This is a genomic window from Otoolea muris (assembly GCF_943193115.1).
Classification (GTDB): domain Bacteria; phylum Bacillota; class Clostridia; order Lachnospirales; family Lachnospiraceae; genus Otoolea; species Otoolea muris.
In genome coordinates, this window is record NZ_CALPCY010000002.1 from 151,317 (window position 1) to 176,039 (window position 24,723).

Here is a 24,723-nt window from a genome sequence, read left to right on the forward strand (position 1 = left end):
CTCCTTTGGAGATATCCTCATATAACATGTCAGCCGGAAAATGCCATAGCCGCTGTCACATCCAGCATGCCGCCTGTGGCGACCTTCCCCTCCAGCGTCTCCAGGCGGCGGACGGAGCTTAAAATCCGGCTTTTGAGATCCATAGCTCCAAGAGACGGGTCATAGGAGGCCATCATAGCCGCCGCCCCGGTAACCATCGGCGCGGCCATGGACGTACCGCTCATGTAATTTACGCCGCCGCCGGATACCGTGCTCAGTATGTAGCTTCCCGGCGCCGCCAGATCCACATGTACGGCGCTGTAATTGGAAGCAGGATCAAGCTGGCCGTCAAACTGTAAGTTTGCCACGGCAATGATATTTTCCAGGTCAAAGCTCGCCGGATAGACCGGGCTGCTTCCGATGTCAATGCCGTTTCCGGTCTGATCCCCGTTTCCCGCCGCTACCACGAACAGCATGCCCGACTCCTTCATCGTGCGGTAGAGCTCCTCGCTGTAGTGAACGGTCCCGAAGCTCAAATTACAAATCTGAGCGCCGTTTGCCTCCGCATACCGGATCGCGCGCGACACATTGCCCGCGGTGCCAATGCCCGCCTCTGTTCCCAGTGTTTTCAACACCATGATCTTGACATAGGCCGGATCACAGATACCGGCGATCCCTTCCGAATTTCGCGCCGCCGCGATCGTTCCCGCGGAATGCGTACCGTGATCATCCTCTTTTCCGGAAAAAACAGCCGCGTTATCGTTATAAAAATTCCAGCCGTAGTAATCATCCACGTATCCGTTACCGTCATTGTCAATCCCGTCTCCCGGTATCTCATCTTCATTGAGCCAGATGGAACCGCTCAGCTCCGGATGGCTGATATCCACTCCTGTATCGATCAGCGCCACCGTAACCGGGCGTTTGCCCTCTCTTGCCGCATATTTCTCCCAGGCGGGAAGGATATGAATGTCAATGCCTTCCACAGACAGCACATCGGTACTGCCTCCGTCAGCCGGGCCGTCCACTCCGCTTTCGTTCCCCGCGGTAAGCTGTCCGGCGGACACCAGTCTGAAAAATCCGTTATTCTGCAGAGCCCACTGATAGCTCCCGTAGTAATCCGACCAGGGCATCGTATTATAATTGGGCCCCAGAAAATAAGACTGCTTGCGGATCGTCTCCCTGTCCGCCTCAGCGCTTCCGGCCATACATAAAAGCGCCCCGGCCAGCGTCAGCGAAACGGCTGACTTTAATCTGCTTCTGATTCCTGCTGCTACCTTCTTTCTCATGTATCTCCGCCTCTTCCTCCGCCATTTTCACTCTTTTTCCTGTAAGCGCTTCAGGTATAAGCGTTCAGATGTCTGTGTCTTTACCTTCACCTTTGCTCTCAGCGCCCGCTTTGGCTGCTGTCTTTGCGTCCGCTTTGGCTGCTGTCTTTGCGTCCGCTTTGGCTGCTGTCTTTGCGTCCGCTCTGGTTGCGGATCGTTTTTCTCCGGCGGCGTCTGGCTTTTGTGCGCCGCCTTCCGGATGGGCTTTCTGGCTGTACACCGCCTCTCCGCCTTTTCCGGCGCGAAGGCCGATAAATACGACAATGCTTCTGGCCGGAATCAGACAGCTCTTCTGATTTTCCAAAACCGGCTCGCCGCCCTCCGGGTAAATTCCATTCACTTTGGCGTCATCTGTATTGAATGACACATGCCAGCGCATTCCCTTCGGAAGCTTGGGAAGCGCAAACTCATGCGGCTCCCAGTGCATATTATATGCGACAAAGAAATAGTCGTCGGGCGTCTGATCCGCCTTTCTCCCGTATTCTCCGCAGTACATAATCCCAAGCTGACGCCTGAAGCCCTCAAACTCCGGACACCAGGCCCTGACTCCGTGATATGATACGTCCGGATGGCCGCAGACCAGATAGTCAATATTTTTCGGCTCTGTCTCCATATGAAATACAGGGTGCTTTTTCCGGAAAGCGATTGCATATTTGACAAATTCCAGCAAATCCTGATTGCTTTTTACAAGATTCCAGTTGAGCCAGGAAATATCATTGTCCTGGCAATAGGAGTTATTGTTGCCTCCCTTGGAATTCCCGAATTCGTCGCCGGCCATGATAAGCGGTGTTCCCTGGCTCAGCAGCAGCAGAAGAAACGCATTACGCAACTGCCGGCGGCGCATCTGCCGGATCTTCATCTTCCTGGACGGGCCTTCGACCCCACAGTTCCAGGTACAGTTATAGTCGCTCCCGTCCCGGTTATCTTCCCCGTTCGCCTCATTGTGCTTTTGCTCATAAGAAACCATGTCCATCATGGTAAAGCCGTTCGTATTGGCCATATAGTTCACGACTCCGTATCCGCCGGGATTTCTGCGGGTGCGGAAAATCATCGGATTAATCTGGCCCTCGTCGCCTTTCAGCGCCCGGCGCATATCGATCATAAAGCCGTCGTTGTACTCAGCAAAGCGGCGCGCCGCCCACTGTCCGGCCTCTATTTCCCGCGATCCTGCCTTTACGGGCAAAAGGCCGTCCCAGGAAACTGCAAACAGCTTTGTATCCGCCAGCAGGGGATCATCGGCCAGAAGGGCTGTCGGGGCCGCTCCCACCAGGTGAACGCCGTCCACATGATATTCGCGAACCCAGAAACGAACCGCCTCCTGTACAAGGCCGGCGCTCTCCTTTCCCGTAAAATACAGCTCTATAATCAGCTCTATCCCGTTTTGGTGCAGCGCCTTAACCAGATCCTTAAATTCGCGGCACGGCGACTTTCCACCGGGGACAGCCTTTCCGGACGCATAAGCCGCCTTCGGCGCAAAATGCCAGCTTTTCGCATATCCCCAGTAGTTCAGCTTCCCCTCCGGTATCGGAGGGGCATACGGATTCTTTGCCTCGTCCGTCTCTGTCATCCGCTCTTCAAATTCGTTGGGAGGCATCAGCTCAAGCGCCGTTATCCCCAATTCCTTCAGGTACGGAATTTTTGCCAGAATGGCCCGAAAGGTTCCACGGTCCTCCACCTTAGAAGAACCATGCATCGTAAATCCTCTTGTGTGAATGCGGTAAAGAATCATATCCGAAAGGGGCTGCTTCAAAGGCTTATCGCCTTCCCAGTCATAGGGGACAGGCTCGAACAGGCATCGGACCGGCTGTCTTGCCGACGCTCCGGCTCCCCACCGCTCCCGGCCCGAGTAAGCCCGGCCATACGGATCCGTCTCCTCCCTTCCATCGACTTTTAAGCAGTATTCCAGATCGGCAAAATCCTCTGCCAGTAAATCCATGGACCACACGTTCCCAATCCTCTGCTCCGGGGGAAACGGGATCTCTCTCCCCTTTTTCCCGCCTTTCTCATAAACCAGCAGGCTGCAGCTTTTCCCGGAAGCCACAGTACAGATACGAATTCCACCCTCAATTCCGGTAATGCCCGGCACATAGCATCCTCTGCTGTGCTGCGCCGTCTTAATTTTGTCTGCCTTCATTCGTCATCCCCCATCTTCTGTAGCCTGGCGCAGCGCTGCGCAAATTCCACTTAATTCACCGTTATTTACACAATGCTGCACAAATCTCTATTCCGTTTTCAGCAACAGCTCCACCGGACAGTGATCCGAGCCGAAGATTTCCGTATGGATCGACGCGCCGTACAGGCGATCCTTTAAGCGTTCGGAAGCGCAGAAATAATCAATACGCCATCCCGCGTTCTTCTCTCTCGCCTTAAAGCGGTACGACCACCATGAATAAACCCCTTCCTGCTCAGGATAGAAATAACGGTACGTATCAATATAGCCCGCATTCAGAAGCCTGGTAAATTTCTCCCTCTCATCATCTGTAAATCCCGCATTCTTCCGGTTTGTCTTCGGGTTCTTCAAATCAATCTCCTGATGCGCCACATTCAAATCCCCGCAGAAAATCACCGGCTTTTTTTCTTCCAGAGAACCCAAATACGACCGGAAATCATCCTCCCAGCGCATCCGGTAAGGAAGCCTTGCAAGCCCCTCCTGGGAATTCGGCGTATAACACGTCACGACATAGAAGCGATCGTATTCGGCCGTGATGACGCGTCCCTCCTGATCATGTTCCTCCATCCCTATCCCGCGGCACACGGAAATCGGCTGTTCCTTTGTAAACAGAGCCGTTCCTGAATAACCTTTCTTCTGTGCATAATTCCAGTATTGATAATATCCGTCCAGATCAAGCGTAATCTGCCCGTCCTGAAGCTTTGTCTCCTGTATACAGAATACATCAGCGTCCAGCTCCCTGAATCTGTCCAGAAAACCCTTAGAAACGCAGGCCCTAATCCCATTCACGTTCCAGGAAATCAGTTTTTTCATCCTTTTTCTCCTTATGCAGCCCACAGAAAACATGTAACAGTTCAGATAAGCTCTGAACTGTTACGAAAAAATCCCGCAAAGCCGCATACTGAACCATAATTCTTCTTTTCCTATGTATTTAGTATATCATTTCATATGGAAATATGGAAGAGAAATCGTACGACAATCCATAAATTCCGTTTCCCGGATGTAACCGTTCAGGCAGCCTCTGAACGGTTACTCCCGGATACTGTGTATACATCAGCATCAGCCGGCCCGGGGCGCTCTTATAAAATCTCAAATTCCGCCTCGGCCAGCAGCCAGTTCGCGCGGAACAGCCGCATAAGCTGCCAGTACCCGGCTCCGGAAAGTCCGAGCTCCTTTATCAGATCAAAGGTCGCCTGCATGCTCCGCACATCTTCAAACCATACCTCATGCAGAATTCCATACTGCCAGTACCGGAAAAACGGACATTTTGCGATCTCGTCAAACTGAATCGGCACGCCGTGGTCAATCGCCAGACGGATCGCATCCGTATAGCCCAGACTCACGGCCTTTGTCACCCCCCGCTCATAGGGCAGAGCCCAGTCATAGCCGTAATTCGGCACTCCCAGCCGGATCTTCTCCCTGGGAATCTCGGTCAGCGCATATTCCGCCACGCGGCGGACCATGTTTAAGGGGGCCACGGCCATTGGGGGGCCGTATGTATATGAGCCGATAGATTTATGGTAATATTAATCACAGCCATACGGCTTGACCACCGGCTCTGTCGGTGGTCTGGATAAGCCCCTCCAGGGCATTTTTCGGTACCGCCTATAGGCGGTGTCTAAGCAACCTCTTTTTCGGTTCTGCCGTAAGATCCGGTAAAATAACGGCGGCTGTCATTATTTCATATCCTAATGTTGAATATAGGCGTTTTACCTCCGCCGCTATGTACGCGGGTTCTACCCTTGCGCATTCCAGGCTTCCTATAACATTTTTTACCATTATGCTTGCGGAGGACAGGGAAAGACGCCCGGACTGAACCTTCCGCTTTGTCTCATTCTGCTGAACGGCTTTAAAATAAGATTTCACAAGCTGGCGCTGAACATTCCAGGCTAAATCATCAGTAAAAGACTTTACCAGCATGAGGTAGCCGGATTCTGTGACAAGGGTTACTTTTTCCGGAACACCACCTTGTGGTCTTTCAATACCAAGTGTCCGAATTTCGGACGGCTGGGTTAAAACAAAGAAATCTTCGCCTTCAACGAAATGATTCTTGTTATCATTAAATCTCTTTCTGGCTGTTCCATCTGCTCTTTCATGTACGGTATCAATATCCTTAAAAGTAACTACTCTCTGCCCGTTGAAATCCTTGATGGCTACATTCTGATTGTTCACTTTTACTACTTTTCCCGACATAACAAAATCTTCCTTTCTAAAAAATTCTTGTTTTTCCAGAAAAGAAATGTTATACTGAATATATAAGTCCTTTCTGGATTTGTTGATTGAGCAAACGCATTGCCGGTCAAAGCTTCTGTGTTTGCTCTTTTTTAGTTTCAAGTTCCTTTTTCACAAGATCAGATACATACTGTGTCAACGACTTATTCTGTCGTATCGCCTCAATTTTGGCTTCTTTCTGTAACTCATCTTCTAATTTTACACTACTATTAAGGAGTTGAACCTATGGCTATTGGCGAAAAAATTAAAATTATTCGCAAGGCACGCCAAGTAACACAGAAACAGCTTGGCGTAGTGACTGGATTGGCTGAAATAACAATACGGCAATATGAAGCAAATAAATACGCTCTCAGTGTAGAAAACCTGAGAAAAATAGCATCTGCTCTCGGCGTTAGTTTATCCGAGTTTTTGGAGGCCGGTCAAATATTGCGAGAATACAATCCCGATGATGACACTTGGAACTCTCTTATTATGGATGAACATGGCAATTTAACCGAGTTAAGCAGGCTACTATAATAAAACGGCAAGTTTCCCTGCCGCCTTGTATCACAGAATCTTCTCGTGAGGAACGGCATCACTGCCGCCTCTTGTCGTGGGAGATTTTTCAAAAGAAAAGAGCGGTGGCAAGTCCCGCTCTCATTTTTATTCCTTTTCTTTATCTTCCTTTACTGCTAAATCGATCAGTCCATCTGAATGTTTTCTGATCTCCCGATTCAGTTCGTGTACTTCCTCAATGGATGTGCATTTATCTGTTGCTGTGGTTATTAACCATGTTAAAAACCTTACCTGTTTATCTGTCATTATCTCCATTCCTGCCTCTCTTTCCGTATTTCAGATTTACTTGCCCCATCTGATAATATCATTATAAACTAATTTTGGTTTATTGTCAACGAAAAAATTAAATTTTTTTTGGTTTATTTTCTACATACTTTATTATATTTCCCGGTTGCATATCTAATAATTCACAAAGCTGTTCCAATGTCTTTATTCCTATCATTTCCCCTTTTCTCAACTTCTGCATAGCGGATTGACTAAGTATATTTTCCCTTAATATTCTAGTGCTATTATACCCTGATTCCTTCAGCGTTTCTATCACATCTATTTTATATGCCAGCATAAATGAACCTCCTTTCTTCCATTCTAATTTGATATTAAATAAAAGTCAAGAAAAATAATCCAAATAAAGTTTAAAAGTATTTGACATTAAACCAATATTGGTTTATAATAGATTTATCAAAGGAATGGAGGACATGGAAAATGACAAGAAAAGATTTAGCAAAAAAGAAAATTGATAGATTGGAAAACATGCAGCAAGCGCTGGAAATGATAAATATCCTTAACTACGATGAATGCTTAGCCGTTCTTAACGGTGTACATAGGATGCCATCCGTAATGCACAAAGCTCTTATAGACAGGGCAAAGTCATTAAAAGGAGTCACTTATGAGCTGATAGTTGCAGGGATACAGGCGGTTGTAAATTGTTAGATATCATCCACCCGGCAGGGTTGCGCCGGGAGAAAGAAGGTAAGAGATGAAGGCAAAAGATGTTTTAGAAGTCTGGACTGGATGGGATTCACCTGATATTTTCGAGATTAGGGAAACAACGCCAAAAAGGAAAATTATTTCTCGCCACTTTATGTGTGGAGCGGAACTTATAAAAAGCCCTTTTGGAGAACGCGAATTAAAGCGATTTGGGTCTTTTGGTAAGAAGGCAGACGGAACCTGGAAACATTACATTGAAATTGTTGCTGATTGATTAATTCCATCCCGTCCCTGCCGGGTAATGCAGGGAGAAAGCGAGGGAGATATGACAGATAAAGAAGTATGCAAAATTTTAGGGGATAGGGCGGCAGAACTGACCGAAAAAGAGGAAGTCCAGAAGAAAATGCTCGAAATACTCCAAAAAGAAAGCAAAGAAGCGGCAGAGAAATGGGTTTACAGTCTTGCTATTGCGACTCTTTGTATAACACCAAAAGAATTTGAACAATATGTAAAGGAACAGGCGGCAGGATAAAACCTACCGCCCTTTTTTACTATTCCTTCACATCCCATACACGCAGGGCCCCATAATCCGTACTGTGCCAGCACGCGCCCTCCAGCGGCCCGCCCGGCGTATTGTCCAGGAAATACCATTCCCCCGGATCGTCCGGCCCCAATACGTGGCTGCCGTCCCAGCGCTGCCAGCCAGTAAGCATGTACCCGTCTTTTCCAAACAGATACCAGTGATGATTGATGAGCAACCATTTATTTGCTGCCCACAGGCCGTTATCCTCTTTATACCTGTATTTCCCCTGTGCATCCTTTTCCCATCCTGTTTCTGCAGGTCCTGGGGCTTCCGGGGCCGTTGCTTTGGATGCATAGTCAGGGATGCCGTAGCCCCTGATATACCGTCCGTTTACATCTATCTCCCTGTACTCAACAGCATCGTTTTTATTGCCCTCAATTACCTTGGCTTTACCCCCTGATACCGTTACCACGATGCCAACATGATCCGGCCAGCCCGCGCAGTCCCCCGCGCCGCTGTCGTCCCAGTCATAAAAGACATAATCCCCCGGCGATGGAATATAAGCGTCATCCTCCACCCACCGGCCCATCTTACGGAACAATTCGATCATCTGCCCGCATCCGCACTCCACAGGGATAATATCCGTATATCCGGCAGCGATGGCCGCAGCTGATCCAAAAGTTGCACACCAGGCGTCTGTGTACTTTACCCTGTATCCCCTGGCGAGGGGAGCATGTCCATTGTAGATGTCTATAATCTCCCGGTGCGAGCCGTCTGACTCTTTGCGGCCATACCATTGTGTGGCAACTGAGACTAATTTCTGCCTTGCCTGCGCTTCTGTTATGCCGCCTCCAGCCATTTTTCCGGAACAACGCCTGTAAATCTCCCGGCCATAGCCTGCGCGTTTTTGTTTTACCGGCTCTGACTGATCGGCCGGCATCTCATACTTAGTTAAAACAATGTCCGACGCTGCCCTGATATCAACTGCTGTTTTCAGCGCATTAAAGACATCTTTATAGTCTCCCTTCAGCTCATAAAGCGCAAATTTAAGCTGCATAGCGGCATCGCCGACAGACTTGCCGGCCGCCTGTGCAAACTCCAAAAGCCCTTTCTTCCGCGCCCGGTGTGTCCACTGTGCCAGCCCGTACCCCGCGCAGTCCCGGACAAAGCCTGCGTAGCTTCCGGAATCCACCGCCGCCGTATAGGTATCGTCTGTAAATCCCAGCTTTTTCTCGTAACTGTTCTGCAGGTTCCGGGGATTCAGCCCGCTTTCCGCCTGGAAATGTCCGAGGAGGGCGGCCGCCCCGTGTTCGGATAAACCTTCCGCTACAAGCAAATCAAACATCTGTTTTTCTGTCATAATTTTTCCTTTCCGGATCGGAAAAAGCCCGGGCTTTTACACCCGGGCTTTATATCTGAGTATCCTACTGTCCTTTTCCTTCTTTCGCCGGCCCTTCTGCCTCCGGTGTCTGCGGGTGCAGGAGCGGAGGCTGCGATTTTGCCGTCAATGCCGGATCCGTAGCCGGGCCTCTTCCCTGGCCGCGCTCTGAACCGCCCTCCCCGGCGCATGTGCAGTCGGTGTCGGGTGTCCTGTGGGTGTAATGGTTTACATCGTTGATTTTGTGTTTTCTGCAATTGTCTGCCATGGTTTGGTTCTCCTTTTCTCTGTTAAAATTTTATATAACAAAGGGGAGCGGATCCTTCGCTCCCCCGGGTTACCCTGCTATACAGCCTGTTCAGGCATTTTTCCGGTTTTCCCGCCGGTCTTTCCTGTACTGCGCCCTGTCCCAGATTTCCTTAACGCGCTCCCAGCCGTCCATGGCCACCAGCGCCACAATAAAGGCGGCCATGACACATGCAAACATCATGTGCCATTCCACCGTCTGCCCCTGCCAGCGCATCACCGCCATAAAGGCAGCCGGGCAAAGCGCTATGGACAGGACGATGACCACGCAGGAGGTGGGGAGCTTCTCCAGGCCCGGCCAGGACTTAACCACCTCCGTAATCACGGATACGAAAAAAGCCATCACCCCGATGGCCATTAACGCATACGATATGTACTTCATCATTTCATTGATATCCATTGTCTTTTCTCCATTCCCTAAAACTCTACTTAAAAATCAGGGCCGAAGCCGCCCCGGCCACAGCCCCGAGCGCGGCGTCCACCAGGTTTTCCCAGCGCGCTGCCGGCTTTGCTTTAAGCTCCGCCACATCCGCTTTCACCTCCCCCACGTTTTCGCTCAGGTGGTGGATTTCCGCGGTCTGCGCCGCCATCTGTTCCGCCAGGCTGTGGACGGCATCCGCAATTCTTTCCATGTCGTCCACCCGGTGCTTAAGCGAGCCAATCTCTTTCCCATGCTCCGCAAGGGCAACTTCTATTTCGGTCTGGTTCATAGCGCCTCCTTTCTTTATAATCAACATGTATGCGGTTTAAGTATTTGCGAGGAATAACTCTTCGTATGATGTAGAGCCGCCTATTATTATTTCATGATTACCAGCATTGCTATCATGACACGAGGTCAAATATATATAATAATTTCCTGAAACAGATGAAACATCTAAAATGGCAACTCCTACAGTCAACTCTCCCGAATATTTCGTCAGGGATGTAAGGGCTTTAATATCTGCTGCCGTGCCGATCCCTATCCGGCCGGCAGTCTTCCCGGTCTTAATCTTTGCTTTTATAAATTTATAATTTGTCAGGTTAAACGTCTGGTTAAGCCTGGCCATTCCTGATTCAGTATTAGAAAGAGCCGGATAGATAATCAGGGTACCGTTCGACACTACTGCTTTAGTGCTGCCATTTGTCGTTGTCACCCCCGTCGTCTGCAAATTACTCCATGTACCATTTCTAAACAGGTACAGCGGGGATGAAGCGTAGCCCTCATACGTCCCGACAACGCCTCCCACCGTAACGCCTTTTTTGATATTGGCCGCCGTCAGGTTTGACACCGCGCTCACGGTAACGTTCCCTGTCATATATTTCCCGGAGCACGAAACAGTTTTTGCGGAGGCCCCCGGCGTGACGGTCTGCCCGTCCAGGCTGGCTATGTTCCCTGTCACCTTTGCCCCATTCACCCAGGCAGTCTTCCCGGACAGGATATGCCCTGCAGCCGCGTTCGCTGATGTCTGGCTGGCAAGGCTGTTTGCCGTCACTTTCCCGGCCCCGTTGTGGTATCCGGCGGGAATCGTGTAGGAGCCTCCCGCGTTCAGCGCCTGGCTCACAGCGCCCCGGTTTGCCATGTTCCCTGTCCGCTTTGTCTTTGCATCCGTATTGTAATAGGTCTGGCCGGAAAGCACATGGCTGTCGGCCGCCGTACCGGTAAGGGCCAGCGTCCCGGTAAGGGGCTCCCCGTCCTTATCCACAATCACCTTCCCGGAGAGGACATCGCCGGCCCCTGCTGTTATCACGTCCAGATCCGCCCCTCCCGCCCCGCCCGGAAGCCAAATCCTGCTCATCTCCTTATACCCCCTTTAAGCCGACCGTGATATCCGAGGCCGGCTTTTTGTATACCTTAAACGTGGCTGTCCCATTCCCCAGCTCCGCTGTCCCGCTGCACACGATACCATACGCTTTTATGTATGCCTTCTGCGCCGCCGCAGACGCCCCGTCCGCCAGGCCGCTCACTACCATTGGCTCCATGCCGTCCACTGCCCCTGAAACCGCCACGGTCTGCGTAAACGGGGCCGTGGTCCCCGTCCACCCGGAGGTCGGGAGCATAACCGGCGTCACATGTTCCAGGCGTTCTGCAACAGCCTTTAAATAAACCTCATTGTTAAGCAATGCCTCCGGGACTTTTGCCATTTCTATTCCGTCCCCCAGCGAATCCCTGTCCCATTGGGGGATCTCCAATGTAAATTCCGGGGGATTTTTAATTGTGAATGCCATATTCCGTCCCCCCTTAAAAGATTTCATCCATGTCATAGATCTGCGGGATGTCTTCATCCTTCCCTTTCCGCATAAACGAACGGTACGCAATCAGTTCCCCGTCTTCGTCAAACAGCCCCATTTCCGAGATTTCCTTCCCGGTCAGCTCCCCTCTCTCCAGGGTGGCCGTATAGCGGCAGGTTGTCTTCTCCTCATTTGCGTATACGTGCGATTCGATGTCCTTTTTTAACAGCTCATTATAGAGCCCTATTTCGTTTCCGGTTGCCAGCTTCGGAACCCCGTTTTCATCCACGCCGCCGTCTCCCCAGGCCATCTTTACAATCGCCGGGAGGGAAGCGTCGCCGGAATGGGCCATGCAGATCTTTTTGCGCCCGACTACTGTGATTACTCCCTTGTTTTCTGCCATCTTTTTTATCCTTCCTTTTTTATAAAATATAGCGGCCGCCGTCCAGCTTCCGGCTGCCGTCTAATTTCCATGTCCCGTCAAGGCGGTTCAGTTTCGTCATATAGCTGTGTGTTTCCACAGAAATACCTGCGCCTGACCGAATCCGCAACTGCTGTTTGGCCTGCATTTTCTCCGCTGCCTCTGTCTGTAGCTGTACCCCGCTCCCTGTCGCCGCATCCGCCCGCGCTGTCTGAATAAGATGCAGCCCGGAACCGGATGATACGTTTGTCCCTACAGCGCTGCCCACCTTCAGCCGTTCCCCTGTCTCAGGCCCTGCGGGAGTTTCCGCCTGTATCCGGAGAGAGGTTTCTGTCTTTATATCCGGTTCCGCCCGGCTGGCAAAACACAGTTGTCCCGCGGCCTGTACATCTTCCGAAGCCCCCATCCATATCCGGATTTTTACCGGGTAGAAGTCCAGGGAGCTGGCGCTGTCATAGCCGTTCAGCCTCCGGGTCCCATCGAGCTTCCAGCTACCGTCCAGCCTCAAATAAGCCAGGTTATAGCGCGGGAAGAATTCGGCCCTTAAACGGACAAAATTCCCGTAACTGACTGCAACCGCATAACTGGCATGAATACAAAAAATCAATGCCTCCAGCCATGAACGCACGTTTTTATAAGCATGGATCTGCCGGATGATTTTTTTCCCGTCTCCCGGGCGTATCTCATCATCCAGCTTTAAGTTGACCAGCGCCTTAAAGTAATATGGCCTGCCGCCGTAATCGTACCATTCCAGCAATCTTCCGCCCTCGAACAGCGTGGCCAGGTATTCCGTAAGGACAGAATTCGTGCCGGCGTGCAGATACCATGCCAGCGTCTGGCGAACCAGCCCCTCCCGTACCGCCCGATCCGCCGATGCATCATAATACTGTGTCCTCAGCTCCAGGGCCATTACATGTAAGATTTCATCCGGAACGCTGCTTAAATCTGCGTACAGCGAAATGGTTTGCGCGAACCCAAGCATTTTTTTAAGCGCTTCTGTCACCGCATATCCGATTGCTTCATGTTCAGGCGTTTTTAAGCTATCCGGTAACAGTTCGTAAGGGCCTCCGTCATAAAGCATTCGCATCGTTCAGCCCCCCATCCTGTAAGCCTCCATAATCGAGCCGCACAGTTCCCGGCCTGGAAATAACCGCCTCTGTTATCTCCTGCCATGCAGGGCTTCGGATTATAGCATTGCACGCGCCTGCATGGATCATCCGGTACATGAGCTGGGCAGGATTTACGTCTCTTCCTATCGCCTGACGCTGCCACCCGATATATTCCTGGCAGGCCGCCTCCACCTGTTTCCGGATTGCCGGCACATTTTCCCGATCCGAATCGGCAATAAAGTATGTGGCATCTATTTCATATTCGTTTAAAACCGGGGCTTTTATCACCACCTTGTCTGTACAGGGCTTGCGGTTTCCATCCTCCAGATAGCGCTTCAACGCTTCCAACTGCCCTTCATCCGGAATCTCCCCGTCTTTATACAGCACATAGATATCAACCTCGCCCGGGGCCTCAGAGACGATATAGCAATCCTCTACGGCCTGGCTCCATGTCTTTACCCAATACCGGTACGCATCCTCAGCCCCGGCTGTCGAATACCCGGATGGGGCCAGAAAAACTCTGGCTGCGAGCTCATCGTCGGATTCCTGTTCCGCACCCCCATGCGTTTCCACCGTGTTCCGAACCGATTTTATATAATTGATGGGATCCACCAGCGTGCTGATCTCTCCAATCCGGAACCCGTTCCCGGCCGTGCCCGGCGTCAGGCATACCGCAGGGACACAAGCCCCGTTTTCCCCGGCCGGGATGGCTGCTTCCCTGTCTGTGGCAAAAAACAGGCTGTTTCCTCTTACCCTTGTCCCCGCGGGGATGTACACCGGGAAAGCCTGCTCTTTTGAAAGGGAAAATTCCAAAATGGTAGACGCTGCCTTTTCCGGATTCCTCCAGACTCTTTTGAGGGCTGCCAGATGATCCAGGAATTCTCCCGTACTGTATTTTAACAGCCCGTTTTTTCCCGCCCTGTCGATATACTGCATCCCCTGGTAAAGGACCAGCGCGCAACTGTACAGCAGAAGCCTTTCCGGGGACGCGGCGGCCAGATGGATCTCCTTTCCGGTCAGTTCCCGGTACTTTTTTTCGTAATTGCCTGTCATTTCGTCCAGGAGCTCCCCAAACATCAAACCTCCGATAAAGCTGACGTCCGGATGATTTTCCAGCTCTCCCCTCATGTCACTCCTCCTCCCTTCCGGCACAGTGGACATGTACCTGAAGCGTCCCGTCGTCCAGGCGCTCCATTTCTGCTTCCATAAGCTCTGCCCTGGGCTCATATTTCCTGATCTTTTGTTCCAGTTCGACCATCAAAACGGCTTCCGCCGCCTCCGGGGCCAGATCAAGGCATTCCCAGGAGATCCCAAGCTCCCGGTCCACCGGCTGCGTTCCCGCCCGGATCCCCAGGAGGGTATTTAAATTTCTTAAAATCTCCTCCCGGTCCTCTCTGCCTGACATCAGATCCACTGTAACACCATTCATCTAACATTCCCCCGCTGACATGACATTTTTCAATTACGCCCGCCTTTATATATATTCCTGCAGAGTCAGGCCCACCTTTGCGCGGAGCAGCTCGCCTCTTTGCAGAACCCGAGCCCATGACTCGGAACTTTTTTTAATCACCCAGGCATTTTCGCCGACCCTCTTTTTTCCGATGACCAATATCTCCGCCGTTCCGCGCTCCACAAGCTTCTCAATCTTTTTAAGCATTGCCCGCGGCTTTACCCCCAACGAGGCGTCCAGCACAATTTCCAGCGTCATGGTCTGGAGGGCCGGCCCCTGAAAAACAGGGAGAGGTTTCTTTCCTATCCTCTCCATGCTCCCCCACTGGCCTGTGATCTCCCGTTTCATATTCTGAAACGTCAGCACTTTTCTGTCGCTGACGCGGAACACAAGGGAGGAACCAAACGCGCCTACCTTCATCTAACCGTTCCTTTCCAGCCGTTCTACCCGATCTTTTAATGCGATTAATTCTGACGCGGAAATCGATCCGCTTCCTGATATAAAGTATATCTCCGGCGCTTCTATATACAGGGCCTCCCCGGCCAGTTTAAATGCCGCGGCCCCGGCCTGCTTATACCATTCCTGCTGTCTGGGCCGGTTCTCCTGGTTCCAGTACGTTCCCAGGACAAACCCGGAGCTCAGATCATTGCTTAAATGAACGGCCAGCACCGGATCGTTAATCTCCGGCAAGTGGTATTCACCCCCGAAACACAGCACCGGAAAATGCCCGGTTACCATCTGATCCCGGTCTGCGTACGTCACCTGCACTGTCCCGGCCGCTGTGTCCACGCTTGACACAAACCCTGTCCTGATCATATCTTCCATACTTATCCCTCCGGTATCTCCAGCTCCGTTCCCGGAAAAATCCAGTACCCGTTTCTGGAATCCGCTTTTCCTCTTCTCTTTGCCTCCCGATCAATGACTTCCCTGTTTGCCTGATACAAACGGCCATACAGTTCCGGAGAGCCATAAAACCGCTCTGACAGCTCCCACAAAGTATCCCCGCTTTGTACAACATATGTCCCTTGCCCGGCTGTCCCCTGCCCGTCCTCTTTTGGTTCATCCGCAGCCTCCTCCGGCAGCCTCCATCCGCTTATCTGCAGGCTGTAATCGCCGGTTCCCACCTGATGGAGCACCTTTCCAATCTGATATCGCCCATCCATCTTTCCAAAACCGGAAAGATTCACGTTTTCCCCTGCGTACAGCTCTGTAACGGGAAGCATGCAGGCCGAAAATGTCGTCTCTTTCCGGTTTGCATTGCGCAGCGCGTTTTGGCCAATGCGCTCCGCATCCGCCATATTGTCGGCTTTCTCATTCGTCTTATAAAGGCGGCCCTCTTTTCCCACCAGAATCTCTACCGTCTCCTTTGTTCCCGGGTTTGTGTAGCTGACCTTTGCCCCTGTATACGTCCCCAGCATTGTGCTTTTGTAATCCCACTTTCTGACATCTGATTTTCTGATAATCTTTTCCGCTGCCTTTGATTCATACAGCGCATACTCAAACAGAATAATCCTTCCGGAATACGTCTTCATGCCGAATCCATATTTCTGCGCTGTCTTTTTTAAAAAGTCCCCGTCGGCCTGCCCGCTCTGCTCCGCTTTCAAAATCGGGATATCCGCGCCTTCAAATACGCATTCCAGTCCGTAGCGTCCGGAAATCTCTGACGCGATCTGGAACAGCGTCGCCTCCGCCCAGGTCTTATATCTCCTGGTTTCCTTAAAATCCAGGTTAAGCGGGGAGGAAATCCCGCTGATCGACAGCATATCCGGCGGCCCGGAAAAGCGGAAATCATCCACCATAAAATCGCCGCAGGAGATTCTCTTCTGTTCTTTCCCCCCGTTCCAGTTCTCTGTCACAATTTCTGCGCTCAGCCTGTCCTCCTTCTGCGGAATCCAGCCCGCCGCCCAGCGGCCCTCCCGGTCGGTCAGATTCAGGGAAACAGTATCTGACTCGTCCAGCGCGTCGGTATAAGTAAAGGAATTCAGGTACGGACTGATTTCACTTGTGGCCTGTACTCCGTTGTAAATCAGATTCACCGCGTATCTTCTCGTAACCACAGACTACCTCCTCCAGGACGGCATATCGCGTTCCGTCTGCGAAAGCTCCTTCGGGCAGCGAAGCCGGATTCCTGCCGGGAACACCAGATACTCCAGAAAGGACGGATTATTCTGCATCAGGATATCGAGCTTCTTCTCATCACCGCAGACCTTTTTTGCAATGAGATCCCATGTGTCTCCCTGTATGGTTGTGTATGTGTCCGCCATCAAAACGCAGCCCTCTTCCTCTCATAGTCGTAACGCTCTGCCCACTCGCAGAACTGCTCATACGTTTTCATTCCTGCCGCTTCGACATCCTCACGGCTGGTATTTCCATAAAAATTCATGTTTGGCGCATAGACCGGGGAAAATGAAGAGCCGGCGCTGCCGCCATTTTCCCCGGCCGCGCCATGCTCCGCTATCCTTTCAGATGCGGTTTTATAATTATCCTCCTGATATGCCCCCAGCATCCGGCCCGTTTCCTCCCACAGGGACAGGCTGCGCTCCGTCCGTTCTATGGGAATCGCCATCTCCGGCGTCTTCTCAGCAAACCACGAAAGAGTCGGTTTTGTCATAAGGCCGCCAAAGGCATGCTTTTCGGGCTGCGCCGGCAAGCCCCCGGCTTTATAGGTTCCCACCGCTGCAAGGGACAGGGAAACCGGAACCGTTGCCGAAAAACCGCCCTCCAGGGATGTCCGCATGGCGTCCAGCATGCGTTTCGCCGCCGCCTGCACATCCCCATGGCGCTCTTCCAGGGCGCTGATGGCTGATTCCGGAATCTGACCGGTCTGCTGCTGGACTGCAGCCAGAAGGAGCGCGTGATCCTCTTCATTTGCCGCCTCTTTCCCAATCAGGGCCCAGATGCTTTCCTTATCGCCGGTCAGCGCTTCCATATACTGCATGTTCTCCAGCGCCTCGCTTACAGCTTCCGGAATCTCCTGACCCATGGCCTCATACTGTCGTTTTAGCTGCTCCAGCTCCTCCTGCGCAGGGGCTATTCCCTGTAACAGCATCCTGACCGCATCCCGCGCGTCGGCTCCCATACCTGTGGACTGCGCCGCGTCCATAATCAGCTTATCAAAGGACTGCATGAAGAGCTCCGGCGTTGTCCCCTGCTCCAGTATCTCAGGCAGTCCCTCTGCGATCGCCTGGTTTAAGGATGCCAGGGCCGGCTCAATCTCATCGCCGTACGTGGCCAGGATCGTTTCCTCCATGGCCTTATAACCGTTCTGGATAATCTCTGCCTGTCTTTCGTAATAGCCGGACAACGCCTCCGCCGCCTGGGCGTCATATTCCGCCTGCGTAATTCCCCCGGCCTTTCCCTTTTCCCCTGCAATCCGTTTGGCATTTAACCCTGTGAGAACTGTCTGGTACGCCTCATCAGCGCCAGTCAGGCCCTCTTTCGTATATTCCGCAACAGACTGCTGAAGATTTTCAAAAGAATCCGCTGTCAGGGCCGCCCCGCCGTATTTATCCTGGATGACCTGCAGCCTGGCCGCATCCTGGGCCTGTGTTATCATGGAGGTAATATCCGAGATATCTGACAGGTACCCGTCCACCAGTTTTTGTTTATCCAGCGTAAGGCCGTTTTCCGTGATGTCTGCCATCACTTCTGAAAGGGCCTCCTGCATTGGCGTTAATTCCTCATACAGGGACTGGTAAAACGCCTCGCTGTCCTCTGCCAGCGCTTTCCCTTTTTCGCTGTCCCCCATGACAATTCCCACAGCCACTTTCAGCTCATAGCCGCTGCTTAAAATATATTCCTGTGCGTCTTTTATAAAGCTGTCCACCTGGGCAGTGTACGATTCCGTATCATCCTGTGTAAACTCGATTCCCATAGACAGCTTCCACCCGGACTTTTGGATCTCCTTAAGCGCATCGCTCATAGAAGCGCGGAAGCGATCGGTTACATCCGATGCTTCCCGGAAGGTATCCAGCTCCCCGAACAGCCTTCCGCCTCCTACAATGTGGCGCGCCGTCTCATCCAGCTCTGCCATTGAGAGCGTGATATCTCCGAAATGCTCTGCCAGATTGGCCCTCGCCGCGCTCTCCTTTGCCGACTGGATGGCGGTCCCGATCCCGATAATGCCGCCTGCCATGGCCCCCGCGGCCGCTACCGGCCACGCCCCGGCCATCCCGGAGAGAGTCCCCAGGATTTTCACTGCCGAAGCCGCTCCCTTTGCCGCCTTAAAAGTCAGAAGCGCGGAGCCGATCCCGGTGATGGAGCCGGACAGCGCATCCGGATGCTTTAAAAACCATTTCCCGGCTGACAAAAGGGGATCCATGGCGCTTTTTACCGTTTTCCCGAACTCCTTTGCCTCCCGCCGCACGGACGGCATGTCACGGGCCATGGCCTCCAAAAAACCGGATTCTGTAAATTCTCCCAGAAGCCCGGTCCCGCCCTGTACAATCTCCCGCATAATACCGTCAAATGCTTCAAAAATACCAATCCCGGCTCCTTCTGCGGCGCTTTTTAGCAGCGTCACATCCCCGGCCAGGTTGTCAAGCCGGATATCCGCCATCCGTTTCGCCGCGCTCGTTGAATGGTCAATCGCGTCTGTAAGCTTGTCAAAATCATCCGGGGCCGCGTTGGCGATGGCAAGAAGCCCGGACATGGCCTCCTGTCCGGCCAGGGACGCCGCCACGCCGGCCTGCTCTGCGGTAGAAAGCCTGGCAAATCCGCCCCGGATATCAGACATCACCTCATAGAGCGATTTCATGCTGCCGTCTCCCCTGGTAAGCGAAAGGCCCAGTGTGTCCATGGCTGCCCTCACTTCCTTTGTGGGCTTTGCCAGCCTTGTAAGCATGGAGCGGAGCGCCGTGCCGGACTGGCTTCCTTTGATCCCGGCATTGGCCATCAGGCCGATCGCCACCGCTGTATCCTGGACGGAATAATTCAAAGCTCCAGCCACCGGGGCCACATACCGGAAAGTCTCCCCCATCAGCCCCACGTTGGTATTAGAATTGCTGGAAGCCTGGGCCAGGACGTCTGCAAACATGGCCGTATCCTCTGCCTGCAGGCCAAATGCAGTCAGCGCGTCCGTGACGATATCCGATACGGAGCCCAGATCCTCCCCGCTTGCCGCAGCGAGATTCAGAACCGACGGAAGGCCCTCTGCCATCTGATCCGCCTTCCATCCGGCCATTGCCATGTACTCCAGGCCCTCCCCGGCCTCTGCCGCGGAAAACTGCGTCGTCCGGCCCATCTCCTGGGCGAGCTGATCCAGTTTCTGCATGTCGGCGGCCGAGGCATTGGCAATGGACTGTACAGCGCTCATCTGCGCTTTGTAGCCGCTCCCAACCACCGCAGCCGCTGTAACGATTCCCGCCGTACCGGCTGCCGATGCCTTAGCCGCCTTGGCGATCATGGCAAAGGTTCCGTCTGCAAATCGGTTCAGATTGTCAATACCCGCCAGCATTCCCCCGTTTTCCCGTCTGGCCTGCTGGTAAAGCCCCCTAAGCTCCCTCTCCGCCTTTGCAACCGCATTTCCAAAGGAATTTGACAGCTCGCCGGAAATCTTTATTTTTGTTTCATAGCTCCCTTTATTTGCCATGCTGCCCGCACTCCTTCCTCCTGCGCGCATCCTCCTGCGCCGTCTCGGCAATCTCCCCGATGAGCGTCCATAGCCTTGACAGCTTCATCGAATAAAGGGCCGGCAGAGGCGTATTACTATACCTTGCCGCACGGATGCAGCTCTTCCTGGCATCTTTTAAGTCTGACAGGCTTCCTATTTTGACAGATAGAAAAAACGGTATACCCGCGCTTTCAGCCTCACCGCATCCCGCATCCCGATTTTATTCAGGGCCTCCAGAGGATACCCTGTCGCTCTCTGCATCAGAAGACGCACAAATTTCAGGTTACACTCCTGCATCACCCCTTCACCCTCCCCAAACACTGCATATGTATCATAGAGCTCCGAAAGATCCTCCAGCGTCATTTCCCTCAGCTTTCTCAGATCAATCTGGGAAATGTCTGCCTGCTCAAACGTAATCGGCTTCTCCAGCTCGTAAAGCAAAAAATCTTTTTTCTCCTTTTCTTTGTCTCCCATCCTGCAAACCTCCTCAGCACATGTCCCGTACTTCCTTCAGTACGTCCTCTCCGTTTACAATATAAACTCCGTTCAGTTTATCAATCTCAATGGCCGTCTCCCCATCCAGGGTAATCTTATAGTAATTCAGAGTCAGGGTAATGCTGGACTCCATCTTGGCTCCTGCTTTTGCCTTGCCGGGAACGAGCTCCTTCACCGTCCCTCTCACATAAATGGCCATGGAAGTATAAACCACCTTCCCTGTCGCCGGATCCATGCCCTGAATCGAGCCGCGCAGTGTCAGATCCGGCGAATCATTGGGATTCGCCATAGAGAACATATCTTTTGAAAGTGACATGAATGGGATCTTCATCTCCATGTTCTCAGTCAGGCCGATGATAACGACTTCCATCTTTCCACCGGTTCCCGCGCCCTCCATCTCATCCGTGAGCTGGGTGACAGAAGGAAGCTCCACTTCGCTGGTAATCCCAATCAGCTTTTCTGACTTTTTATACATATTAAAGCGGTTGACCGCCTGCGGTATTTTAGTCACGTTCCTCCTCCTCTCCGGCTACTGCGTTTCTCAGAGCCTCCATGTCAAACTCTGCGACTGCCTCAATCGCTTCCAGCGGCGTATACGGGGCCATATAGATCCGCAGCTTTACATGGCCATTCGCCAAATCTTCGCCAGGGTTTTCCTCCCTTAGGTATACCATGCCCAGGCCTGCGCACTGCCCCTGGCTTTTTAAGCTGTTGCCCCAGATATTAAAACTGTTGACAATATCATCGATCGTGTTCCGGTTCATACTCTCATCCAGACGGCTTCTGAACTGTGTGATAAAATAGTTTGCCGCAAAGGAAAACATCCTCCGGCAGCCAATAAAGCGATCCTTCGGATCCTCCGTTCCCGGATAAGCGCCGGTATTATTCCCCCACGCCTTCCATCCGCCGTCATTTAAAAGGGTTACAATCCCGTCCCCGTTCAGCTCCGCAGCCTGCGGCTGATCCAGAATGACCTCCCCGCCGTCCGCTAAGACCGCTCCCTGAATCCCCAGAAGCTTATTCGACGGATAGATATACGGGACATCCCCGTTCACAGCAGTATAATAGCTGGCCATTGCGCCGTAAACCGCGGAAAAATACATCCTTTTTCCCTCATAAAGCGCCATGGGCCACAGGACAGCCGCATGGGGATCCGTATATCCGGCCGCCTCCTTCCACGCCCTGCACTCCGTATATTTCCGGTTTTCGGCAGCTATGTCAAGAATACATTCACAGCGGTAAACCCCATTTAAGCCTTCGCATTTCCCCATCAGGGCAGCCCCCACATTCGGCTTATGGCTCCAGCCAGGCGCGAGAAGAAGGGCCGGGGTAAGGCCATACCTTGGATAAACCTGGCGGATCACCTCAAGCCCCGTTTCCTCCCATGTCTCCATATTCCGCGCCCCAATGATGTCCTCTTCCGTGACAGCTTTGGGATCCAGCTTCGTATAGGACACATTCACCGTATTGCTTTCATACAGGCTCCCGCTGCTGAGCAGGGTTATAAGAAGCCTCCCGTCCTCCGCAAAAGAAAGGATATAATCCTTGTCCTCTGACGCCGCCTCTGCCTCTGCGGATGCTTTGACTGCCACGCTTCCCTTCAGCGTCCCTGGCTCCAGGCTGGCCTGATGGTTTACCACATCATAATCCCCTGCCTCCACATCTTTTTTATGCTTCTTCGGATCCAGGACATTGATAAAGATGACCGGATAAACCTTAAAAATCTCAAAGCATGCCTTCATACTCTGGCACAGCGTATAGCTTTCCCAGTCGTCGCTGTAGCCCAGCGCCGCTTTCGCCTCGTCAAAAGAGGATACCTTAACCGGCTGGTTTACAGCCCCGTTTTCAACCAGATTGACCGGGGCTGTGCCTGTCACTACCTGCACGCCGTACCTGGTCGCCAGGGGGCGCTCATAGGCTGTCCCTTTTTCGCTGACTTCTATTCCATGCTTATACATGCTTTCCTCCCTTCTCCACCGCCCGCTGGTAGAGTATCTGTTTCTCGCTCCCCAATGTCTGAAGCTCCTTTCTGGCCCTGGCAAGCCCGCTCACCGGAACCAGAAGCTCCTGTATAAAGGGGAGTTCCTCTGACAGCTTTTTAAGCCTGGGCGGCAGGCCGGAGCAAAAAACCGTATTCTTCTCCACTATGCCGTAAAAGGAAGGCCCGATATAAGCCACCGCCTCCTGTCCTGTTTTTTTGTAGTCCGCCTTTCGCATTGCATCTCCTTTCTATTCCGGAAGATTCCAGGTCATCTCAATCCCCGCAAAGAAATGAGGCCAGTCCCCTTTCTCCGGGTAGGCAGCCTTCATGCCCCGTTCGCAGGAATAATAATCCTCCAGGACCGGATTCCTCCGGAACCGCTCAATCAGGCGCTGCAGCGCATTGTTAATATTTTCCCAGCCGGACATGTCCTGCAGCCCGTCATACACTGCCAGGAGAATCCATACCCTTGCCCTGGCTCCGTCCCTGTCCTCGCTGTACTGGATTTCATCTATCTGCGCCAGGAAATACGGAAACCGCTCCTCCTCTGTTTTGGCCGGCCCCTCATCTCCCCACCCCACCTGCGCCATGAGGAGGGGCAGCTCCTGGGCATATCCTTTGATCCTCTTTGGCTCGCCTTTATCATTTACAAAAGAAATATCCTTTAACAGCTCTTCTGTCTCGTGAATCAGGCGCCTTAAAAAATCATTAACCGTCATCCCATTACGCTTTCCGCCAGAGCCCATATACGGCGCTCCAGCTCCGTTTCTTTCTTTTCCTTCAGTTCCTGGAAGACTTTTTCTGACAGCTTGGCGCGGCTTGGGCCGCTCAGCGTCTTGATCGGCAGGCGGCCGTCATATTTTTTGCTCCCCGTGTCTCTCTGGAAAATATCATAATGCGATATCCCCTTATGACCTGTCTGCACCCCTGTGACAAACGCCTTTATGGTTCCGTTTTTCATTTTCAGCTCTTTGAGCCCGCCGCCGCGCAGCACCTGGGCGCGGGCCGCCATTTTCCCGCTGTTTTTTCTTGCGCTGAATCCTTTCCTCAGGGAAGGCGTCTCTCCCTCAACCGTCAGAACCGCCATCAGGCCGGCGTTCGCTGCCGCCCTAAGCCGGATATCCTTTTGGGCAAATTGTGAACCGCGCAGAGTGTAGCGCTGCCGGACGCCCTGGTAAATATCGCGTTTTACCTCCCTGGCCATCCCATTTACCGCCTGCTTCAGGCCGTTTTTCAGTTTCTTCGGCGCGCCCTCCAGCATCGGCAGCACATGGTCCGATGCCTTAATTTCCATTATAATCATGCTCTTCCCGCCTCCAGGCTGACGCTGTAAATGCCATCCTCATCGACAGCCTCCTTCACCAGGTACTTTGCCCCGTCCAGGAGAATCACCTGCTCCGGGGATGGAAGCGGCCCAAAGTCCTTCCCTGATACATAAAAGAGCAGGGACTTATGATATATGCCGTCCCTGCCCCGTCCAAACTGCTTTTTTTCCCGCTCTGTCAGCTCATTTTCATCAATGATAATGCACATGGGCCTTTGATTGACCATATGCCTGGTTCCAAATTCCCCCGGATTTAAAAATACATTCTTTATATCCTGCGAAACCAGATCCTGAAAGCTCATTCCCATCCTGAAAGCCTCCTCTCCGTTACAACCTCTGCGTCATCCCAGAAGCTTTACCTTTATAACCCTGGCATCCGCCGCTGCGGCTGCGGCCGCATAGCCGGCTTTAACAGGGGCCTCTGACTCTGCCATACCCGAAGCCTCTGTATCAGCGCCTGCCCCGGCCTCTTTGGTATCTGTGATGCCTGCGCCGTCAAAATATACATACGCCCCCATCGGAATCTCTGCCGTCCCCGTCTTTGGGAATTCAAAGACGCCTTCCACAGCCACGGCTCCCATTTCTCCCGGGGCAATGCTGCAGGCCGCCACCCCGATCCGTGTTTCCATGGGTATAATGGTTCCCGCTTCTATCAGTCGATCCGATGTATTCCGATAGTCTAAGGACTCCCCTGTTTGCCAGTATACTGCCTTACTCATTCCTCTCTGC

33 protein-coding genes and 1 pseudogene are annotated in these 24,723 nt (G+C 52.5%); 4 read left to right on the top strand and 30 right to left on the bottom strand.

Features of this window, described 5'->3' with window-relative positions:
• Positions 1 to 29: 29 nt before the first annotated feature.
• The 5 genes and pseudogenes from NFS31_RS02560 to NFS31_RS02580 form a co-directional block, all read right to left on the bottom strand.
• On the bottom strand, positions 30 to 1,265 hold the full coding sequence (locus tag NFS31_RS02560; protein ID WP_251491252.1) for a S8 family peptidase: 1,236 nt from the start codon (positions 1,263 to 1,265) through the stop codon (positions 30 to 32).
• 64 nt (positions 1,266 to 1,329) lie between these two features.
• Positions 1,330 to 3,438, bottom strand: a complete 2,109-nt coding sequence (locus NFS31_RS02565) for an alpha-amylase (protein ID WP_251491254.1) — start codon at positions 3,436 to 3,438, stop codon at positions 1,330 to 1,332.
• A gap of 87 nt (positions 3,439 to 3,525) precedes the next feature.
• Entirely contained in the window at positions 3,526 to 4,287 is a 762-nt protein-coding gene (locus NFS31_RS02570) for an exodeoxyribonuclease III (protein ID WP_251491258.1), read from the bottom strand.
• A gap of 266 nt (positions 4,288 to 4,553) precedes the next feature.
• A pseudogene (locus tag NFS31_RS02575) lies at positions 4,554 to 4,976 on the bottom strand (glycosyl hydrolase family 18 protein); the annotation flags it as partial.
• Between the two features lie 103 nt (positions 4,977 to 5,079).
• On the bottom strand, positions 5,080 to 5,667 hold the full coding sequence (locus NFS31_RS02580) for an ORF6N domain-containing protein (protein WP_251491260.1): 588 nt from the start codon (positions 5,665 to 5,667) through the stop codon (positions 5,080 to 5,082).
• 264 nt (positions 5,668 to 5,931) lie between these two features.
• On the opposite strand from NFS31_RS02580, the gene NFS31_RS02585 reads away from it, so the two are divergent.
• A complete protein-coding gene (locus tag NFS31_RS02585; protein ID WP_251491263.1) occupies positions 5,932 to 6,222 on the top strand; it encodes a helix-turn-helix domain-containing protein in 291 nt (96 codons plus the stop codon).
• Between the two features lie 126 nt (positions 6,223 to 6,348).
• Here NFS31_RS02585 and NFS31_RS02590 read toward each other — a convergent pair whose 3' ends face one another.
• Positions 6,349 to 6,516, bottom strand: a complete 168-nt coding sequence (locus tag NFS31_RS02590) for a hypothetical protein (protein ID WP_251491266.1) — start codon at positions 6,514 to 6,516, stop codon at positions 6,349 to 6,351.
• An 88-nt stretch (positions 6,517 to 6,604) separates the two neighbouring features.
• The gene (locus NFS31_RS02595) at positions 6,605 to 6,823 is read right to left on the bottom strand and encodes a helix-turn-helix domain-containing protein (RefSeq protein ID WP_251491269.1); all 219 of its coding nucleotides are present in this window, start codon (positions 6,821 to 6,823) and stop codon (positions 6,605 to 6,607) included.
• Between the two features lie 140 nt (positions 6,824 to 6,963).
• On the opposite strand from NFS31_RS02595, the gene NFS31_RS02600 reads away from it, so the two are divergent.
• From NFS31_RS02600 to NFS31_RS02610, 3 genes are read left to right on the top strand one after another with little or no spacing between them, the layout of a single operon-like run.
• Positions 6,964 to 7,191, top strand: coding sequence for a hypothetical protein (locus tag NFS31_RS02600; RefSeq protein ID WP_251491272.1), 228 nt, complete (start codon positions 6,964 to 6,966; stop codon positions 7,189 to 7,191).
• Positions 7,192 to 7,237: 46 nt separating this feature from the next.
• Entirely contained in the window at positions 7,238 to 7,462 is a 225-nt protein-coding gene (locus NFS31_RS02605) for a hypothetical protein (RefSeq protein ID WP_251491275.1), read from the top strand.
• A gap of 51 nt (positions 7,463 to 7,513) precedes the next feature.
• On the top strand, positions 7,514 to 7,720 hold the full coding sequence (locus NFS31_RS02610) for a hypothetical protein (RefSeq protein ID WP_251491277.1): 207 nt from the start codon (positions 7,514 to 7,516) through the stop codon (positions 7,718 to 7,720).
• A gap of 19 nt (positions 7,721 to 7,739) precedes the next feature.
• Here the strand turns inward: NFS31_RS02610 and NFS31_RS02615 are convergent, their stop codons facing one another.
• The 23 genes from NFS31_RS02615 to NFS31_RS02725 all read right to left on the bottom strand — a co-directional run bounded on the left by NFS31_RS02615 (position 7,740) and on the right by NFS31_RS02725 (position 24,713).
• Positions 7,740 to 9,071, bottom strand: coding sequence for a phage tail tip lysozyme (locus NFS31_RS02615; protein WP_251491279.1), 1,332 nt, complete (start codon positions 9,069 to 9,071; stop codon positions 7,740 to 7,742).
• A gap of 64 nt (positions 9,072 to 9,135) precedes the next feature.
• Positions 9,136 to 9,357 carry a hypothetical protein gene (locus NFS31_RS02620; protein ID WP_251491282.1) on the bottom strand — a complete coding sequence of 74 codons (222 nt, stop codon included), beginning with the start codon at positions 9,355 to 9,357 and terminating at the stop codon, positions 9,136 to 9,138.
• A gap of 90 nt (positions 9,358 to 9,447) precedes the next feature.
• Entirely contained in the window at positions 9,448 to 9,795 is a 348-nt protein-coding gene (locus tag NFS31_RS02625; protein ID WP_251491285.1) for a hypothetical protein, read from the bottom strand.
• 25 nt (positions 9,796 to 9,820) lie between these two features.
• Positions 9,821 to 10,105 carry a hypothetical protein gene (locus tag NFS31_RS02630; protein WP_251491288.1) on the bottom strand — a complete coding sequence of 95 codons (285 nt, stop codon included), beginning with the start codon at positions 10,103 to 10,105 and terminating at the stop codon, positions 9,821 to 9,823.
• Between the two features lie 36 nt (positions 10,106 to 10,141).
• Positions 10,142 to 11,170, bottom strand: a complete 1,029-nt coding sequence (locus NFS31_RS02635; RefSeq protein ID WP_251491291.1) for a hypothetical protein — start codon at positions 11,168 to 11,170, stop codon at positions 10,142 to 10,144.
• 4 nt (positions 11,171 to 11,174) lie between these two features.
• Positions 11,175 to 11,600: a hypothetical protein gene (locus NFS31_RS02640; protein WP_251491294.1), complete on the bottom strand. Its 426-nt coding sequence runs from the start codon at positions 11,598 to 11,600 to the stop codon at positions 11,175 to 11,177.
• Between the two features lie 13 nt (positions 11,601 to 11,613).
• Positions 11,614 to 12,006: a phage tail protein gene (locus NFS31_RS02645; RefSeq protein ID WP_251491297.1), complete on the bottom strand. Its 393-nt coding sequence runs from the start codon at positions 12,004 to 12,006 to the stop codon at positions 11,614 to 11,616.
• Positions 12,007 to 12,025: 19 nt separating this feature from the next.
• The gene (locus tag NFS31_RS02650) at positions 12,026 to 13,111 is read right to left on the bottom strand and encodes a phage tail protein (protein WP_251491300.1); all 1,086 of its coding nucleotides are present in this window, start codon (positions 13,109 to 13,111) and stop codon (positions 12,026 to 12,028) included.
• Positions 13,095 to 14,261 (bottom strand): baseplate J/gp47 family protein, encoded by a 1,167-nt coding sequence (locus NFS31_RS02655; RefSeq protein WP_251491303.1) that lies wholly within the window; start codon positions 14,259 to 14,261, stop codon positions 13,095 to 13,097. Before NFS31_RS02655 ends, NFS31_RS02650 begins: the two co-directional genes overlap by 17 nt.
• A 1-nt stretch (position 14,262) precedes the next feature.
• Entirely contained in the window at positions 14,263 to 14,562 is a 300-nt protein-coding gene (locus tag NFS31_RS02660) for a GPW/gp25 family protein (RefSeq protein ID WP_251491306.1), read from the bottom strand.
• A gap of 45 nt (positions 14,563 to 14,607) precedes the next feature.
• Entirely contained in the window at positions 14,608 to 15,003 is a 396-nt protein-coding gene (locus NFS31_RS02665; RefSeq protein ID WP_251491309.1) for a phage tail protein, read from the bottom strand.
• Entirely contained in the window at positions 15,004 to 15,408 is a 405-nt protein-coding gene (locus tag NFS31_RS02670; RefSeq protein WP_251491311.1) for a hypothetical protein, read from the bottom strand.
• Between the two features lie 2 nt (positions 15,409 to 15,410).
• On the bottom strand, positions 15,411 to 16,640 hold the full coding sequence (locus tag NFS31_RS02675; RefSeq protein WP_251491314.1) for a LysM peptidoglycan-binding domain-containing protein: 1,230 nt from the start codon (positions 16,638 to 16,640) through the stop codon (positions 15,411 to 15,413).
• A gap of 3 nt (positions 16,641 to 16,643) precedes the next feature.
• Positions 16,644 to 16,847: a tail protein X gene (locus NFS31_RS02680; RefSeq protein WP_251491316.1), complete on the bottom strand. Its 204-nt coding sequence runs from the start codon at positions 16,845 to 16,847 to the stop codon at positions 16,644 to 16,646.
• Positions 16,847 to 20,173, bottom strand: a complete 3,327-nt coding sequence (locus tag NFS31_RS02685; RefSeq protein ID WP_251491318.1) for a phage tail tape measure protein — start codon at positions 20,171 to 20,173, stop codon at positions 16,847 to 16,849. The genes NFS31_RS02680 and NFS31_RS02685 overlap by 1 nt, the downstream gene beginning before the upstream one ends.
• Positions 20,174 to 20,347: 174 nt before the next feature.
• A complete protein-coding gene (locus tag NFS31_RS02690; protein ID WP_251491320.1) occupies positions 20,348 to 20,668 on the bottom strand; it encodes a phage tail assembly protein in 321 nt (106 codons plus the stop codon).
• 13 nt (positions 20,669 to 20,681) lie between these two features.
• Positions 20,682 to 21,200 carry a phage major tail tube protein gene (locus NFS31_RS02695; protein ID WP_251491322.1) on the bottom strand — a complete coding sequence of 173 codons (519 nt, stop codon included), beginning with the start codon at positions 21,198 to 21,200 and terminating at the stop codon, positions 20,682 to 20,684.
• Positions 21,193 to 22,647, bottom strand: a complete 1,455-nt coding sequence (locus NFS31_RS02700; protein WP_251491324.1) for a phage tail sheath family protein — start codon at positions 22,645 to 22,647, stop codon at positions 21,193 to 21,195. Before NFS31_RS02700 ends, NFS31_RS02695 begins: the two co-directional genes overlap by 8 nt.
• Positions 22,640 to 22,906 (bottom strand): hypothetical protein, encoded by a 267-nt coding sequence (locus tag NFS31_RS02705; RefSeq protein WP_251491326.1) that lies wholly within the window; start codon positions 22,904 to 22,906, stop codon positions 22,640 to 22,642. The genes NFS31_RS02700 and NFS31_RS02705 overlap by 8 nt, the downstream gene beginning before the upstream one ends.
• A 12-nt stretch (positions 22,907 to 22,918) precedes the next feature.
• Positions 22,919 to 23,389, bottom strand: coding sequence for a hypothetical protein (locus tag NFS31_RS02710; RefSeq protein WP_251491328.1), 471 nt, complete (start codon positions 23,387 to 23,389; stop codon positions 22,919 to 22,921).
• Entirely contained in the window at positions 23,386 to 23,973 is a 588-nt protein-coding gene (locus tag NFS31_RS02715) for a phage tail protein (protein ID WP_251491330.1), read from the bottom strand. The genes NFS31_RS02710 and NFS31_RS02715 overlap by 4 nt, the downstream gene beginning before the upstream one ends.
• Entirely contained in the window at positions 23,970 to 24,302 is a 333-nt protein-coding gene (locus tag NFS31_RS02720; RefSeq protein ID WP_251491332.1) for a hypothetical protein, read from the bottom strand. The genes NFS31_RS02715 and NFS31_RS02720 overlap by 4 nt, the downstream gene beginning before the upstream one ends.
• Positions 24,303 to 24,335: 33 nt before the next feature.
• Positions 24,336 to 24,713 (bottom strand): DUF2190 family protein, encoded by a 378-nt coding sequence (locus NFS31_RS02725; protein WP_251491334.1) that lies wholly within the window; start codon positions 24,711 to 24,713, stop codon positions 24,336 to 24,338.
• Positions 24,714 to 24,723: the final 10 nt, after the last annotated feature.

Coding starts and splice junctions, on each gene's coding strand:
- NFS31_RS02560 (WP_251491252.1), bottom strand. CDS start 1,265: ATGAGAAAGAAGGTAGCAGCAGGAATCAGAAGCAGATTAAAGTCAGCC.
- NFS31_RS02565 (WP_251491254.1), bottom strand. CDS start 3,438: ATGAAGGCAGACAAAATTAAGACGGCGCAGCACAGCAGAGGATGCTAT.
- NFS31_RS02570 (WP_251491258.1), bottom strand. CDS start 4,287: ATGAAAAAACTGATTTCCTGGAACGTGAATGGGATTAGGGCCTGCGTT.
- NFS31_RS02580 (WP_251491260.1), bottom strand. CDS start 5,667: ATGTCGGGAAAAGTAGTAAAAGTGAACAATCAGAATGTAGCCATCAAG.
- NFS31_RS02585 (WP_251491263.1), top strand. CDS start 5,932: ATGGCTATTGGCGAAAAAATTAAAATTATTCGCAAGGCACGCCAAGTA.
- NFS31_RS02590 (WP_251491266.1), bottom strand. CDS start 6,516: ATGGAGATAATGACAGATAAACAGGTAAGGTTTTTAACATGGTTAATA.
- NFS31_RS02595 (WP_251491269.1), bottom strand. CDS start 6,823: ATGCTGGCATATAAAATAGATGTGATAGAAACGCTGAAGGAATCAGGG.
- NFS31_RS02600 (WP_251491272.1), top strand. CDS start 6,964: ATGACAAGAAAAGATTTAGCAAAAAAGAAAATTGATAGATTGGAAAAC.
- NFS31_RS02605 (WP_251491275.1), top strand. CDS start 7,238: ATGAAGGCAAAAGATGTTTTAGAAGTCTGGACTGGATGGGATTCACCT.
- NFS31_RS02610 (WP_251491277.1), top strand. CDS start 7,514: ATGACAGATAAAGAAGTATGCAAAATTTTAGGGGATAGGGCGGCAGAA.
- NFS31_RS02615 (WP_251491279.1), bottom strand. CDS start 9,071: ATGACAGAAAAACAGATGTTTGATTTGCTTGTAGCGGAAGGTTTATCC.
- NFS31_RS02620 (WP_251491282.1), bottom strand. CDS start 9,357: ATGGCAGACAATTGCAGAAAACACAAAATCAACGATGTAAACCATTAC.
- NFS31_RS02625 (WP_251491285.1), bottom strand. CDS start 9,795: ATGGATATCAATGAAATGATGAAGTACATATCGTATGCGTTAATGGCC.
- NFS31_RS02630 (WP_251491288.1), bottom strand. CDS start 10,105: ATGAACCAGACCGAAATAGAAGTTGCCCTTGCGGAGCATGGGAAAGAG.
- NFS31_RS02635 (WP_251491291.1), bottom strand. CDS start 11,170: ATGAGCAGGATTTGGCTTCCGGGCGGGGCGGGAGGGGCGGATCTGGAC.
- NFS31_RS02640 (WP_251491294.1), bottom strand. CDS start 11,600: ATGGCATTCACAATTAAAAATCCCCCGGAATTTACATTGGAGATCCCC.
- NFS31_RS02645 (WP_251491297.1), bottom strand. CDS start 12,006: ATGGCAGAAAACAAGGGAGTAATCACAGTAGTCGGGCGCAAAAAGATC.
- NFS31_RS02650 (WP_251491300.1), bottom strand. CDS start 13,111: ATGCGAATGCTTTATGACGGAGGCCCTTACGAACTGTTACCGGATAGC.
- NFS31_RS02655 (WP_251491303.1), bottom strand. CDS start 14,261: ATGAGGGGAGAGCTGGAAAATCATCCGGACGTCAGCTTTATCGGAGGT.
- NFS31_RS02660 (WP_251491306.1), bottom strand. CDS start 14,562: ATGAATGGTGTTACAGTGGATCTGATGTCAGGCAGAGAGGACCGGGAG.
- NFS31_RS02665 (WP_251491309.1), bottom strand. CDS start 15,003: ATGAAGGTAGGCGCGTTTGGTTCCTCCCTTGTGTTCCGCGTCAGCGAC.
- NFS31_RS02670 (WP_251491311.1), bottom strand. CDS start 15,408: ATGGAAGATATGATCAGGACAGGGTTTGTGTCAAGCGTGGACACAGCG.
- NFS31_RS02680 (WP_251491316.1), bottom strand. CDS start 16,847: ATGGCGGACACATACACAACCATACAGGGAGACACATGGGATCTCATT.
- NFS31_RS02685 (WP_251491318.1), bottom strand. CDS start 20,173: ATGGCAAATAAAGGGAGCTATGAAACAAAAATAAAGATTTCCGGCGAG.
- NFS31_RS02690 (WP_251491320.1), bottom strand. CDS start 20,668: ATGGGAGACAAAGAAAAGGAGAAAAAAGATTTTTTGCTTTACGAGCTG.
- NFS31_RS02700 (WP_251491324.1), bottom strand. CDS start 22,647: ATGTATAAGCATGGAATAGAAGTCAGCGAAAAAGGGACAGCCTATGAG.
- NFS31_RS02705 (WP_251491326.1), bottom strand. CDS start 22,906: ATGCGAAAGGCGGACTACAAAAAAACAGGACAGGAGGCGGTGGCTTAT.
- NFS31_RS02710 (WP_251491328.1), bottom strand. CDS start 23,389: ATGACGGTTAATGATTTTTTAAGGCGCCTGATTCACGAGACAGAAGAG.
- NFS31_RS02715 (WP_251491330.1), bottom strand. CDS start 23,973: ATGATTATAATGGAAATTAAGGCATCGGACCATGTGCTGCCGATGCTG.
- NFS31_RS02720 (WP_251491332.1), bottom strand. CDS start 24,302: ATGGGAATGAGCTTTCAGGATCTGGTTTCGCAGGATATAAAGAATGTA.
- NFS31_RS02725 (WP_251491334.1), bottom strand. CDS start 24,713: ATGAGTAAGGCAGTATACTGGCAAACAGGGGAGTCCTTAGACTATCGG.